Genomic DNA, 12567 nt, shown 5'->3' on the forward strand with positions numbered 1-12567 from the left:
TGCAGGGCATGTGCGAATCGGAGAGCGCCACCACCCGGTAGGGCAGCGCGGGGAGGCCTGTGTGGGGCCCGCGTGGGGGGCCCGGGTGGGGGCCCGCGTCCCGGCCCGACCGGTGGCCCGCTTCCCGCACGTTGCCTACGGTCAGAGGTCCATCCGACCCACACCGTGAAGGAGCTCGCCATGGCCCAGAAGTCCACGACAGAGTCCAACAAGGACGTCGTCGACATCCTCACCGCCGACCATCGCGAGATGATCGGGCTGATCGAGATGATCGAGGAGACCACCGACCCCAAGGAGCGCCGTTCGCTGGCCGACTCCGTGATCGCCGAGGTGACCCGGCACTCGGTGGCCGAGGAGTTGTTCGTCTACCCCGTCTACGAGCGCGAGGTCCCGGACGGCGGCGACGAGGTCGAGCACGACAAGGAAGAGCACCAGGAGATCGAAGAGGTGATGAAGGAGCTCGAGGGCCTGGACTCCGAGAGCGCCGAGTTCATCGCCACCGTGAAGCGCTTCAAGGAACTCCTCGATCACCACGCGGACGACGAGGAGAGCGACCAGTTCCCCAAGTTGCGGGCAGCCGTCTCCGCCGAGGATCTGGTCGACCTCGGTCGCAAGGTCGAGGCGGCCAAGGTGATCGCCCCCACCCGCCCGCACCCCGGTTCCCCGCACTCCGAGCTGTTCCACATGACGCTGGGGCCCGGTGTCGGCATGGTCGACCGGCTCCGCGACGCCCTGAGCGGTCGCCTCAAGAACACCTGATCCGACCCGGTCCTGGTCCGGGCGCGGAGGTCCGTACGGCTGGTCCGTACAGCTAGGACAGCACCCGGACCAGGACGGCGGTGAGCCCGCACGCGGCCATCACCAGCACCATCGCCACCAGGCCGACGTTGTAGCGGGCCTGGGTCTGCCGGACCTCACCGCCCCGGACGAAGCGCCCCACCCGTCGTTCGTGGTGCCGCTGCACCCTGAGCAGCGCCAGGAGCGGGACCACCAACAGCATCGAGAAGACGGCCGCCCCCAGCCACGAGGTCTCCGCGATCAGCTTGGCCACGAGGATGATGTTGACCGTCACCACGGCCCAGGTCCGGGCCCACGACAGACTCGTTCGCTCGGACTGCAGCCCGGCGTCGGGCGGCGTGGCCTCGGGGCGCACCCCGATCCGGCGCCGCGGGGAGCTCATGCGAAGGTGCCTCCGAGGATCGCGACCAGGAGCAGGACAGCCCCGATCGCGATTCCCAGCACCAGCAGGATCGAGGCCTGCGGGACGGGCAGCGGATCATTGTGGCGCATAGAGGCCTCGATCCGGAGCCACCGTCGGAACGACACGGTCGCCAGCAGTGCCGCCATCACGAGCAGGACGCACGCCAGCGGGGTGCGGATGAACTCCGGGATCTCGTCGCCGGCGAAGGCCTCCATCGCCACGGCGCCGGCCATCAGGCCGAGGCTCGTCCGGATCCACGCCAGGAATGTGCGCTCGTTGGCGAGCGTGAACCGCGGGTCCGGTTCCTCACCGTCCCGCAGCGACCTGGGCCGCCACCCCTGTCCTCCGTGCTCAGTCATCACCTGAGCCTATCGGCCGCCCGTGCACACCGGGGTGATCCAATAGTGCGATGAACTTCCTGCGTCGCCTCCGGATCGAGCCGTTCATCCTGGCGATCCTGGCCGCCGTCGTGGTGGCGGCGGTGCTGCCGGCCACCGGAGGCGCGGCCACGGCGCTGGGCTGGGTCACGACAGTGGGGATCGCGGTCCTGTTCTTCCTCTACGGCGCGCGGCTGGAACCCCGTGAACTGCTGGCCGGTGTGAAGCACTGGCGGTTGCACTCGGTGGTGCTGGCGGCGACGTTCCTGCTGTTCCCGGCCCTGGGACTCCTGGGCAGATGGGCGCTCACCCCGGTCCTCGGTGAGCAACTGGCCGCCGGTTTCCTCTTCCTGACGCTCGTACCCTCGACCGTGCAGTCCTCGATCACCTTCGTGGCGATCGCCCGCGGCCACGTCAGCGCCGCCGTGGTCTCCGCGTCCGTGTCGAACCTGCTCGGGGTGGTCATCACTCCCCTGTTGGTCTTCGCGCTCATGACCAGGGACGGATCGGTGGTCATCACGTGGGACTCGGTCGGGAAGATCGCACTGCAGCTGCTCCTGCCGTTCGTCCTGGGCCAGCTGCTGCGGCGGTGGGTCCTGCCGGTCACCGCGAGGATCAGGCGCCTGGCGCTGTTCGACAAGTCGGTGATCGTGCTGATCGTCTATGCGGCGTTCTCCGACGGGGTCGCCGACGGCATCTGGTCCAGGGTCGGGCCGGCCCAGCTGGCGTGGCTGATCGCCGCGTGCTGCGTCCTGCTCGCGGTGGTGCTGGGCCTGACCGGGCTGATCTCCCGCGCGCTCGGGTTCGCCGACCGCGACAAGCGGGTCGTGCAGTTCTGCGGTTCCAAGAAATCGCTGGCCACGGGGCTGCCCATGGCCGCCGTGCTATTCGTCGGCCAGCCCGTCGGACTCCTGGTGCTCCCGCTGATGCTGTTCCACCAGATCCAGCTGATCGTGTGCGCGTGGCTGGCGGGCCACTACGGCCGTGCGGAGGGAACCGAGGCGCCCGCGGCGTGAGGCGCCGCGCGCATGACGACCCCGCCGAGGGTCACCGCGCCGGTGGCCTGCCCGCCGCCCTGGCCCGGCTCTCCAGCAGGATGTACAGAAGCACCCCGAGCGCTCCGGGCCCGGTCAGCCCCGGTGGGCGTCGAGGAATGGGCGTTCCGTGGAGAAGGACGACGGGGTCGCCCTCGCCGTGCACGCCGAACGAGATCCGGTGACCGTCGACGACGGTGTTCCGGTCGACGATTTGACTCACCGGCACGGAGTCAGCCGAGGTCGGAGACGATCCGCTTGGCGAGCTCCTCCGAGGACTGGGGGTTCTGACCCGTGTAGAGGTTGCGGTCCACCACCACGTGCGAGCCCCACGGCTCGGCGGCCGAGGAGTACTCGACGCCAAGCTCGACGAGCTTGTCCTCCAGCAGCCAGGGCGCGTTCTCCGCCAGCCCGACCTGCTCCTCCTCGACGTTGGAGAACCCGGTCATCTTGAATCCCGCGAACGGCGAGGTCGACGCGTCATCCGACGCCGCGAGGACGGCCGCCGGGGCATGGCACAGCATGGCGAGCGGCTTCTCCGCGGTCACCCGCTCGGCGAGGATCGCCCCGGAGGTCTTGTCCACGGCGAGGTCCTCCAGCGGGCCGTGGCCGCCCGGGTAGAACACCACGTCGAACTGGTTGTGGTCGACGGAGGTCAGGTCGGCCGGCGAGTTCAGGACGGGCGCGAGCCGGTCGAGCGAGGCCTTGACCTTGTCGAGAGTCTCCGGGTCGCCGGCGCCTTCGCCGAGGCTTGCCTGGTCGACGGTGGGAGCACGCCCACCCGGGGTCGCGACGGTGACGGACCAGCCGGCGTCGGTGAACACCTCGTACGGGGCGACGAACTCCTCCGCCCAGAAACCGGTGGGGTGCGCCGACCCGTCCTTGAGGGTCCAGTGGTCGGCTGCGGACATGATCATCAACACGGTAGCCATGCCGCGACACTACGGAGGTCACGCTGAACCGCAACTGAACGCGTCCGCCGTGTTCCGTATCACAGCAGGCACGATGTAAGCGAATGTTCGTCTGACTTCCGACCACGTGCTCCGCGGCCGTTCCCCGCGCCCTACCAGCGGCAATGCGAATAACACCCATGTTGACGATGTATCAGCAGGTCAACGCCTCGAAACCGGGCTCTCATCCTTAGTCGACGAAGCAATTGCCGGCTTCGGAGGCTCCCCTTAACGTTCTCGCCGCACGAGCTGAGTGGCACGTGTGTGAGCGACCACAGTGTTCCGTTCGAGTGACCGGGAGGGCGGGAATGGACGGCGATACCGCGCGGAGAGCGCCGAGTCCGATGACGGCATCGCTTGCCCTCGCCGGACTGGTCCTCCTCGGCACCACCGCGGGCGCCGCTGCCGCGGTCCTCACCGCCGGGGGATCCGAGGTCCTCGATGGGGCCTCGTCCGACGCCCCGATTGCCCAGGCCGGGTTGACCACCACCGCCGCCTCGGTCACCACGGACCACCCCACGACGACGACTCCGCAGCCACCCGTCCCAGCCACGTCGACCGCCTCGGTCACGCGGGAGCCCCTGGCATCGTCCACCCCAGAGGTGCCCGCGGTTCGTGCCGTTCCGGCTGGGGCCGCCGCGACCGTTCGCGTAGCCCCGGCTCCCGCACCGGCCGCGCAGCCCCATCGGCCGGCTCCGGCGCCAGGTCGTGCTCCTGCGCCGATTCCCGCGCCGCCACCCGAACCTGCTCCTCCACCAGCGCCCGCACCGCCGGCCATCACCATCCCGTTGATCCCGGTGCAGCCTCCACCAGTCGTGCAGCCGAAGCACGTGACCATCGGCTGACGTTCCAGAGAATCAACGAAAGGACCCACCATGGACCCCATCACCCTTCTCATCGGCCTGGGCGCGGCGATCCTCCCGTACCTCGGTCCCGCCGCGGCACTCGGCATCTCTCCACTCGCCGCCGGTATCGGTGCCGCCGGACTCGGCACCGGCAGCGCCGTCTCTGCTCTCGGTCTCGGCGGAGCCGCCGCAGCCAATCCGTTCACCGGCGCGGGCCTGCAGAGTGCGAGTGCGGATGGCTTCAACAACGGCGCGGCCGCTGTTGCGGGAGCTGTCAATGGGCTGAACATTCCGGGAGTACACCTCACCGTCAACTGACGCCCGGCGTCCACCGCACCCTGCTGCGCCCCGGCTCCGGTTGGGTCGCCGCAGGGCTCCGGTGCTTGAATAGCGCGATGACCAGCGTGACCTATCTGCAGCAGACCTCCGCGTCGTGGCTGCGCCCGGCTCGCCGCGCGGACCTGACGATCTCCCGGGTCTTCCCCGCCGAGCCCGCCTTCAACTCGCAGATGTACGGCGAGATCGGCGCCGACTGGAAGTGGACCGACCGACTCGAGTGGTCGGACGGACGCTGGGCCTCCTACTGCGCGGACCCCTGCGTCACCACCTTCCGGGCGACCCGGGGCGGCGAGGTCGCCGGGTTCGCCGAACTTCGCATGAGCCCGCTCGGGGACGAGCCGGGTTCGGGCCACGGGGACCCGGCTGACGGTGTCGATGTCGAGATCGTGTACTTCGGCCTGCTCCCGCGCTTCGCCGGCCTGGGTCTCGGCGGATGGTTCCTCTCCGAGACCGTCCGGATCGCCTGGCAGGTCCCGGGGTGCCGCAGGGTATGGCTGCACACGTGCGGGGACGACTCCCCGGCCGCGATCCCGAACTACCTGTCTCGCGGGTTCGTCGAATACGCCCGGGACGAGACCGGCTGCGCGGCCTGCACGACCTGAACCCCACTCATCGAGGTCGAGTGCAGCCGTTGCCCGCACACGTCTGCCCGTTGCCCAGCAGCACCCCGACTTCCGGCCCTCCCGGCCCCGGAATCACGTTGCCCGCGTCGTCGCACAGGACGTCATAGTTGCAGGTGTAGGGCACATCGAACGCCGGCTGAGCATTGGGATCGGGCATCTCTGCGCCACTCGGATAGCGGCAGACGGCTCCGTCGCACACAGGAGTGTTGGCCTCGCGCTCTTCCCGGAGCGTGGCATCGCTGACCGACTGACAGTACTCGGAGTAGCCGGTCACAGTTCCGTCTGACCAATACGTCTCGACGGGGCCCAATCCCCTCTGACAGTCGATGATGTGCGGCTGCGCGACCGTCTCGGCAGTCTCCTCGACCGGGGTTTCGTCGATTGCGTTGCCTTCTTCCACCTGCTCTTCGGCCGGTTCCGCTTCCGCAGAGGTCGTCGGGACCGATGGCGATGATGACGACGTCGCTGTACTGTCCGGCGCGCCCTCCCCGGACCCACACGCGCCGAGCACCAGAACGGAAGCCACCGCGGCCACAACGTGTCGAAGACCCATAGGGCAAGCATCGTTCACATGCTGGTGTCAGGGGACTGATTCGCCGCTCTTACTCACTGCTCGGCCAGCCGGCTCAGTGCCCGTCCACCCATCCGGGAGACCAGTTTCTCCGAGACGGCCCCGAATGCCTGCAGCTCGTCGTCGTCGAGCCCCTCGAACAACCACTCCGCCAGCGCGACGCGCGCCGACACGACCTCCTCCACGATCCGGCGCGACTCGTCGGTGAGGTTGACCAGACGGACCCGCCGGTCGTCCGGCGGCATGGTCCGGACAACGTGTCCGCTGGCGACCAGCCCGTCGACGAGTGCGGTGACCTGGCGCGGTGAGCAGTCCAGGAAGGTCGCCAGCTCCACCTGCTTGCACTCGCCCTCGAGCCCCAGGACGAACAGCAACTCCAGTCGCGGCACCGTGAGGCCGTAGTTCGCCGCAGCGCGCTCGATCGAACCCGACATCTCCTCGGCCAGCATCAACGCGCGATCGAGAATCTCACTCCCAGACAGTGCCACGCGTATATAGTTACCACTATTCACCTTTCCCACACCTGCCGACCGGCGGTGGACGAGGCGCAGGAGACATCGTGAACGTGACCATCCCAGCAGGATTCGACTTCACCGACCCGGACCTGTTCGAGAAACGACTCCCGCATGAGGAGTGGCGCCAGTTGCGGCAGACCGAACCGATCCACCGCGTCGACAAGCGTCCCGGGTCGGACGGCTTCGACGACGACCACTACTGGCTCGTCACCAGGCACGCCGACGTCAAGGAGATCTCGCGCCTCACCGGCGAACTGTTCTCCGCGGGGGAGAACACGATGATCCCTCGGTTCTCCGAGGGAACCGACCGCTCGATCATCGAGGCGCAGCGGTCGATGCTGGTCAACGAGGACGGTGAGATCCACAAGAAGCACCGCCGGATCATCTCCCGCGGCTTCACCCCACGCGGCGTGGCCGGCATGCGCGAGGAACTCGCCGACCGCGCGCGCAAGATCGTCACCGCCGCCGCGGAGTCGAACGCCGACGACTTCGTCACCGCGATCGCCTCCGAGCTCCCGCTCCAGGCGATCGCGGACCTGCTCGGCGTTCCGCAGGAGGACCGCCACAAGATCTTCGAGTGGTCCAACATCATGACCAGCTACGACGCCGGGGGCGACCCCGACGCTCCCGCCATCGCGTCCATGGAACTCATCGGGTACGCGAACACCATGGCCGAGGACCGCGCCGCCAACCCGCGGGACGACATCGTGACCAAGCTCGTCCAGGCCGACGTCGACGGAGAGCACCTGTCGCCCGAGGAGTTCGGCTGGTTCGTCACCCTGCTGTCCGTCGCCGGCAACGAGACCACCCGCAACGCCACCACCCACGGCATGGTGGCCATGCTGGAGAACCCCGACCAGTGGGAGTTGTTCAAGCGCGAGCGCCCGGAGACCGCCTACGACGAGATCCTCCGGTGGGCCTCACCGATCACCCAGTTCCAGCGGACCGCCATGGAGGACGTCGAGATCGGGGGCGTGTCCATCGCCGAGGGGGATCGCGTGCTGATCTGCTACGGATCGGCGAACTTCGACGAGGACGTCTTCGAGGACCCGTTCACGTTCAACATCCTCCGCGACCCGAACCCCCACGTGACCTTCGGTGGGCAGGGTCCCCACTACTGCCTCGGCGCCAATCTGGCCAAGATGCAGCTCGAGATCATCTTCAACGCCGTCGCCGACTATTTCCCCGACCTCACCGCGCTGGGCGAACCCACGCGGCTGCGGTCCGGCTGGCTCAACGGCCTCACCGAGTGGAAGGTCGACCTGGGCACCTGTCCCGTGGCCCACTGAACTGCAGGAATCGGCCGGGCCGCCGTGGTTCCGCGGAGCCGCTCCTCCCGGTGAACTCTCGCCTGCCCCCCTGCTCGTGCGGCAGTGCATCGGGGGACGCGCGTGCCGGTCTCACCCGAGCCAGGCTCCCAGCAGCATGTAGGTGGCGGTACCCACGATGATGCTCGCCGCCGCCCGTCGCCACACCAGGTGCACCGCCAGGGTGAGAGCCAACGCGGCTCCGGCGGGCAGCCAGGAGCCGAGGTCGGCGGTGGTGCCGCGCAGGGTGAAGACCACCAGCACCACCATCACGCCGGCCGGCATCGTGCGGCCCAGGTAGCGCACGACCCGCGAGTCGCGGAGCCGGGTGAGCGCGACGAACGGGGCAGCACGCAGGGCCATCGTCACGACGAACATCACGCCCAGCCCGGCGAGCAGATACCCGGCTCCCGGCACCGGGGCACCGGTCAGCGGTGAGTTCACGCCGGTTCCCGCCCCTCGCGGGTCGCCCACGCGTACCGCGCGATCAGCACGGCCACGAACGCGCACAGCCCCACGATCAGCATCTGCTCCGGGGCCAGCCACGCCGCCACCAGACCGCACACCAGGCCGATCACGGGGGCCGGCAGGTCTCCCGAGGCACGCCACGCGTCCACCGCGAGGACGGCGAACAGCGCGGTCAGCGCGAACTGCAGACCGTCGAGCCCGGCGGGCAGAGCGGCCCCGACGAGCGCGCCGACGATGCCGGGGACCACCCACAGCGTCTGACAGGTGAGGGAGATGGTCAACGTCCGCGCCCCCGTCATCTCCGTGCGCCGCTTGGTGGCGGTGATCGCGTAGACCTCGTCGGTGAGCGCGTAGACGGCGTAGAGGCGGCCGAGACGCGAGCGGATGGCGTCCAACGGGAAACTCAGTCCGTAGAAGACGTGGCGGAAGTTGACCAGGAACGCCGCCGCGGCCAGCGAGTACAAGGGAGTGAGGGCCGTGAGCAGACCGATCGCCAGGAACTCCATTGACCCCGCGTAGATCACCACGGAGAACACCGGGGCCCACCACCACGCGAATCCCGCCTGGGTGAGCAGGACCCCGAACGCCAGTCCCAGGGGGACCAGACCGAGTCCGACCGTGGAGCAGTCGGCCAGACCCTTGCGGATCTCTGCGCTGGTAGAGGGGGTGGACGGCACGCGGAGCAGTGTAGCGACCGCGGGGGTCTGGTCACCCCCGACGGGACGGGGCACACTTGGTGGCGTGAGCGTGCGCGAGGCCACTCCGCCGCCCGGGGTGAGGCGGCTCATCTCGTATGCCGTGGAGGGGATCGGCCCGCGGCCGCAGCGGCCACCACACCGGGGGCTGCCCTCCTCCACCCTGACCCTCGTCGTCGCCACGGACGCTCCTCTGCTGTGCTCGTATTCCTTCGCGGACTGGGCCCGCCGGGAGGGGGTACGCCACGACGTCTGCCTCGGCGGGTTCCACACCCGACCCGTCTACCTGCAACGGCCCGACCGCGAGGAAGGCGTCCAGGTCGCGGTGCACCCCCTCGCCGCGCGGCGCCTGTTCGGGATGCCGGCGGCCGCTCTCTCCGAGCTCACGCACGAGGGCGAGGACGTCCTCGGTTCCCGGGTCCGGGCGCTTCACTCGCGGGTGGCCTCGGCACCCGCCCGTGACCGCGCCGACCTCGTGGCCGCGGGCCTGGCCTCGGCGGCGGACAGGTACGAACGCGTACCCGGTCCGCGCCGGGAGGTGGTGGGCGCGTGGCGACTGCTCGAGGCCTCCGGTGGTCGCATGCGGGTGTCCCGGGTGGCCTCGGAGGTCGGGGTGACGCCCCGCCACCTGTCGACGCTCTGCAGGGCCGAACTGGGGATCGGGACCAAGGCGCTCGCCGACCTGATGCGGTTCGAGTCAACTCACTCGGCCCTGCGTGAGGCCGTTCGCGGGGCCTCGGGGCCACGGCCGGACGGGCTCCGACTGGCCGACCTCGCCCACGACCACGGGTACGCCGACCACGCCCACCTCGACGCCGCCTATCGGCGGTACGCGGGCACGTCGCCGACGAACTGGATCGAGGAGGAGTTCCGAAACATCCAAGCCTGGCCGCCCGACCCCGGGGGAGACTCACCGGCATGAGTACACACGAACCCGGCGCCGAACCCGCGCCCACCGTCTGGCACTGCTTCCGCTGCACCGACTCCCGGGTCGTGATCGACTGGCTCGTCCAGGCCCTGGGCTTCGTCGAGACCGTCTCGCACACCGAGGGCGGGCGGATCGTCCACGCCGAACTGCTCTGGCCGGAGGGCGGAGGCGTCATGCTCGGGGACGGCGGGAGAGGGGACGACGACCCGCACGCCACACCACCCGGGACGGGTCTCGCCTACGTGGTGACGGCCGATTCCGACGCCGTCTACCAGCGCGCCCGGGCGGCGGGGGCCGAGATCGTCATGGAGATGCACGACACCGACTACGGTGACCACACCTTCTCCGCCCGAGACCCCGAGGGGAACGTGTGGTCGGTGGGGCAGTACCGGGGACACCCGGCGCCCGGCGCGGCCACCGGGTGACGGCCGGGCACACCGGTCGGGATCACCGGACCCGGTCGGCGCGAGGCACGACGGGCACGGCCAGCGCGGCCACCAGCGCGGCCCCGGCGAAGACCGGCCCGTAACCCCACCGGTCGATTCCCGCCGCGAACACCGGGGTGATCGCCGAGATCGCGAGGAACTGCGCGGTGTTCTGGACTCCGAGGGCCCGCCCGCTCCAATGGGGTCCGGCGTGTTCGGCGACCGCGGTGAAGGCGAGTCCGTTGTCCGCCACGGACAGGACCGTCGCGATCACGGCAAGGGCCACGGCGACGGCTCCGGGGGCGCCGAAGACCTCCGCGGCCGCCAGGGCCGCCAGGCCCACCGAAGCCGATACAGCCACCGCGCGAAGCGGAGTCAGCCTCGAGCCCACGCGGTCGGAGATCACGCCGACGACGATGCGTCCGACCGCACCCAGCAGTTGCGCCACCGTCACGACCGCGCCGGCCGAGACGGGCGACCAGCCGTGCCCGAGGACCAACCACGCGAGCATGAACGACTGCATGAGCGCCTGGGGGAGTACGAGCAGCACCGAGACGCCGTGGATCCGGTGCAGGTAGCGGGAGGCCCGGTACGGCGAGGTGGCGAGTGTGGTGGACCCGGGGTCGTGACGGTCCGGCCGGGGAGGATCGGTGACGACGACGAGCGCCGCGACCGCGGAGACCGCAGCCATGACCACGGGGACCGCCAGCGCGGCCCGGAGACCCTGCGAGGCGGCCAGCGCCGGCATGGACATCGCCGCGACCGCCGCTCCGAGGGGTTGCGACATCTGCCGGACGCCCATCGCCATGCCCCGTCGACCAGCGGGGAACCATCCCACCACCAGTCGACCGCTCGCCGAGGCCGCCGATGCCGAGGCCGCTCCCGCGAGCAGGAAGCACACGCCGAGGAGGGTCAGTGACGGGGTGATGAGAGCGCCTGCCAGGGCGGCCGTGGTGAGAACGGATCCGCTCACCAGCACGAGCCGCTCTCCGGCGCGGTCGACGAGCCAGCCCCAGGCCACGAGAGTGAGTGCGGTCCCGACCGAGGGCATGGCCACGAGCGCACCCGCGGCGGGGAGCGACAGGCCGGCCACCGAGTGGAGGTAGGGGAGCAGGAAGGCCACACCGGCCACGAACGCCGAGGCGGAGGACGCGGCGAGCGTACCGACGCCGAGGATCGCCCACTGTCGTGGGCCCACCCGGGTCTCGCCGCTCGCTCCTGCGTCCACCAGCGGGAGAATACTCGCGGTCCTACTATCTGACTACTTCGTCTCACATAATGAGACACCCGACCGGTCGGGTCGGATCAGTTCACGTCCCCGTCGTTCACGAAGGTCGCGTAGAGGGGGAGAGGCATCTCCTGGCGACGCAGCACCGTTCCCCAGACGTCCACGTGCGCCGGCGCGAGCAGATCGCTCGGCAGGCTGGGGGCCACGTACCAGTCGCCGCGGTCGAGCTCTCCCTGCAACTGCCCGGGCGCCCAGCCGGTGTACCCCACGAACACGCGCATCCCCTCCACGGAGTCGCGGAGCAGGTCGGGTTCGCTGTCGAGGTCCACCACGTGGACCCTGCCCTCGATCTGCTGCAACCCCTGGTGCATCTCGCCGTCGACGCCCGACCCGAGCACCACCAACGCGATCCCGGTGTCCGGCTTGACCGGGCCTCCGATGTGGAACACGGCCGGTGGCGCACACATCTCCGCCCAGCCGGGCAGGATCGTCTCGACCGGCGTGTCGCTCCGGCGGGTGATCACCACGCCGAGTGAACCGGAATGGTCGTGTTCGATCACGTAGATGATGGCGCGCCGGAAGTTGGGGTCCGGCATGTCCGGCGCCGCGATGAGCAGCGAACCCGCGACGGGATCCCGCTTGTCCATCGCGTCATAGAGGCGGTCGCCGAAGAGGCCTCCGCCACTCAGATCGTCCGGTCCCGTGTCCATGTCCCCATGATGCCCGCGCCACCGCCCGCCCACATCCGCGTCCCCTCGATCGGGTCTCGCTACGGTGGCTCCCGTGACCTCCTTGTCCGCAGGACCGGCCGATCCGACGCGCGGGCGCCTGGCCACGGCGTTGCGCGAGTCCGACGGTCTCGGCCGCCTGTCCACCGCGCGCCTGGCCGCCCTGCTCAGCGAGGGGATCCACCAGGCCGCGCTCGGCGGGATCGTGCTCTTCAGCCCCGAGACCGCCACGACACCGGCGGCGATCGCGGGCGGGTTCGCCATGATGCTGCTGCCGTACTCGATCGTGGGCCCGTTCGCCGCCGCCGCCCTGGACCGCTGGGACAGGCGGGA

General features: G+C 70.0%; 17 protein-coding genes and 1 pseudogene. 8 read left to right on the plus strand and 10 right to left on the minus strand.

Annotated elements, in window-relative coordinates; genetic code table 11:
• The first annotated feature begins 180 nt into the window (after positions 1-180).
• A complete protein-coding gene (locus G6017_RS00615; RefSeq protein WP_182615401.1) occupies positions 181-759 on the plus strand; it encodes a hemerythrin domain-containing protein in 579 nt (192 codons plus the stop codon).
• A 52-nt stretch (positions 760-811) separates the two neighbouring features.
• Here G6017_RS00615 and G6017_RS00620 read toward each other — a convergent pair whose 3' ends face one another.
• Together G6017_RS00620 and G6017_RS00625 are read right to left on the minus strand one after the other, a co-directional pair.
• Positions 812-1180 carry a DUF202 domain-containing protein gene (locus G6017_RS00620; RefSeq protein WP_182615403.1) on the minus strand — a complete coding sequence of 123 codons (369 nt, stop codon included), beginning with the start codon at positions 1178-1180 and terminating at the stop codon, positions 812-814.
• The gene (locus G6017_RS00625) at positions 1177-1560 is read right to left on the minus strand and encodes a YidH family protein (RefSeq protein WP_182615405.1); all 384 of its coding nucleotides are present in this window, start codon (positions 1558-1560) and stop codon (positions 1177-1179) included. Before G6017_RS00625 ends, G6017_RS00620 begins: the two co-directional genes overlap by 4 nt.
• Positions 1561-1610: 50 nt before the next feature.
• On the opposite strand from G6017_RS00625, the gene G6017_RS00630 reads away from it, so the two are divergent.
• On the plus strand, positions 1611-2594 hold the full coding sequence (locus G6017_RS00630; protein ID WP_182615407.1) for a bile acid:sodium symporter family protein: 984 nt from the start codon (positions 1611-1613) through the stop codon (positions 2592-2594).
• Between the two features lie 31 nt (positions 2595-2625).
• Here the strand turns inward: G6017_RS00630 and G6017_RS00635 are convergent, their stop codons facing one another.
• Positions 2626-2841 carry a hypothetical protein gene (locus tag G6017_RS00635; protein ID WP_182615409.1) on the minus strand — a complete coding sequence of 72 codons (216 nt, stop codon included), beginning with the start codon at positions 2839-2841 and terminating at the stop codon, positions 2626-2628.
• A gap of 4 nt (positions 2842-2845) precedes the next feature.
• The gene (locus tag G6017_RS00640) at positions 2846-3544 is read right to left on the minus strand and encodes a type 1 glutamine amidotransferase domain-containing protein (RefSeq protein ID WP_182615410.1); all 699 of its coding nucleotides are present in this window, start codon (positions 3542-3544) and stop codon (positions 2846-2848) included.
• 893 nt (positions 3545-4437) lie between these two features.
• On the opposite strand from G6017_RS00640, the gene G6017_RS00645 reads away from it, so the two are divergent.
• On the plus strand, positions 4438-4725 hold the full coding sequence (locus G6017_RS00645; protein WP_182615412.1) for a hypothetical protein: 288 nt from the start codon (positions 4438-4440) through the stop codon (positions 4723-4725).
• Positions 4726-4802: 77 nt separating this feature from the next.
• Complete coding sequence (locus tag G6017_RS00650; protein WP_182615414.1) at positions 4803-5348, plus strand: GNAT family N-acetyltransferase; 546 nt, start codon at positions 4803-4805, stop codon at positions 5346-5348.
• A 7-nt stretch (positions 5349-5355) separates the two neighbouring features.
• Here G6017_RS00650 and G6017_RS00655 read toward each other — a convergent pair whose 3' ends face one another.
• Entirely contained in the window at positions 5356-5769 is a 414-nt protein-coding gene (locus tag G6017_RS00655) for a hypothetical protein (protein WP_182615416.1), read from the minus strand.
• A gap of 206 nt (positions 5770-5975) precedes the next feature.
• Positions 5976-6428 (minus strand): MarR family winged helix-turn-helix transcriptional regulator, encoded by a 453-nt coding sequence (locus G6017_RS00660; RefSeq protein ID WP_347237916.1) that lies wholly within the window; start codon positions 6426-6428, stop codon positions 5976-5978.
• A 68-nt stretch (positions 6429-6496) separates the two neighbouring features.
• On the opposite strand from G6017_RS00660, the gene G6017_RS00665 reads away from it, so the two are divergent.
• On the plus strand, positions 6497-7744 hold the full coding sequence (locus G6017_RS00665) for a cytochrome P450 (protein ID WP_179526068.1): 1248 nt from the start codon (positions 6497-6499) through the stop codon (positions 7742-7744).
• Between the two features lie 111 nt (positions 7745-7855).
• Here the strand turns inward: G6017_RS00665 and G6017_RS00670 are convergent, their stop codons facing one another.
• The gene (locus G6017_RS00670) at positions 7856-8140 is read right to left on the minus strand and encodes an AzlD domain-containing protein (RefSeq protein WP_182615420.1); all 285 of its coding nucleotides are present in this window, start codon (positions 8138-8140) and stop codon (positions 7856-7858) included.
• A 62-nt stretch (positions 8141-8202) separates the two neighbouring features.
• Positions 8203-8907 carry an AzlC family ABC transporter permease gene (locus G6017_RS00675; RefSeq protein ID WP_179523987.1) on the minus strand — a complete coding sequence of 235 codons (705 nt, stop codon included), beginning with the start codon at positions 8905-8907 and terminating at the stop codon, positions 8203-8205.
• Between the two features lie 64 nt (positions 8908-8971).
• Here G6017_RS00675 and G6017_RS17270 point away from each other — a divergent pair, with 64 nt between their 5' ends.
• A complete protein-coding gene (locus G6017_RS17270) occupies positions 8972-9847 on the plus strand; it encodes a helix-turn-helix domain-containing protein (RefSeq protein WP_182609914.1) in 876 nt (291 codons plus the stop codon).
• Positions 9844-10278 (plus strand): VOC family protein, encoded by a 435-nt coding sequence (locus G6017_RS00685; protein WP_182609913.1) that lies wholly within the window; start codon positions 9844-9846, stop codon positions 10276-10278. Before G6017_RS17270 ends, G6017_RS00685 begins: the two co-directional genes overlap by 4 nt.
• A 22-nt stretch (positions 10279-10300) precedes the next feature.
• Here the strand turns inward: G6017_RS00685 and G6017_RS00690 are convergent, their stop codons facing one another.
• Entirely contained in the window at positions 10301-11506 is a 1206-nt protein-coding gene (locus G6017_RS00690; protein WP_347237917.1) for an MFS transporter, read from the minus strand.
• A gap of 77 nt (positions 11507-11583) precedes the next feature.
• Complete coding sequence (locus G6017_RS00695) at positions 11584-12216, minus strand: YqgE/AlgH family protein (protein WP_179523990.1); 633 nt, start codon at positions 12214-12216, stop codon at positions 11584-11586.
• A gap of 73 nt (positions 12217-12289) precedes the next feature.
• Here G6017_RS00695 and G6017_RS00700 point away from each other — a divergent pair.
• Positions 12290-12567: pseudogene (locus G6017_RS00700) on the plus strand (MFS transporter); the annotation flags it as partial.

This window comes from Dietzia sp. B44 (assembly GCF_014145245.1).
GTDB classification, from domain to species: domain Bacteria; phylum Actinomycetota; class Actinomycetes; order Mycobacteriales; family Mycobacteriaceae; genus Dietzia; species Dietzia natronolimnaea.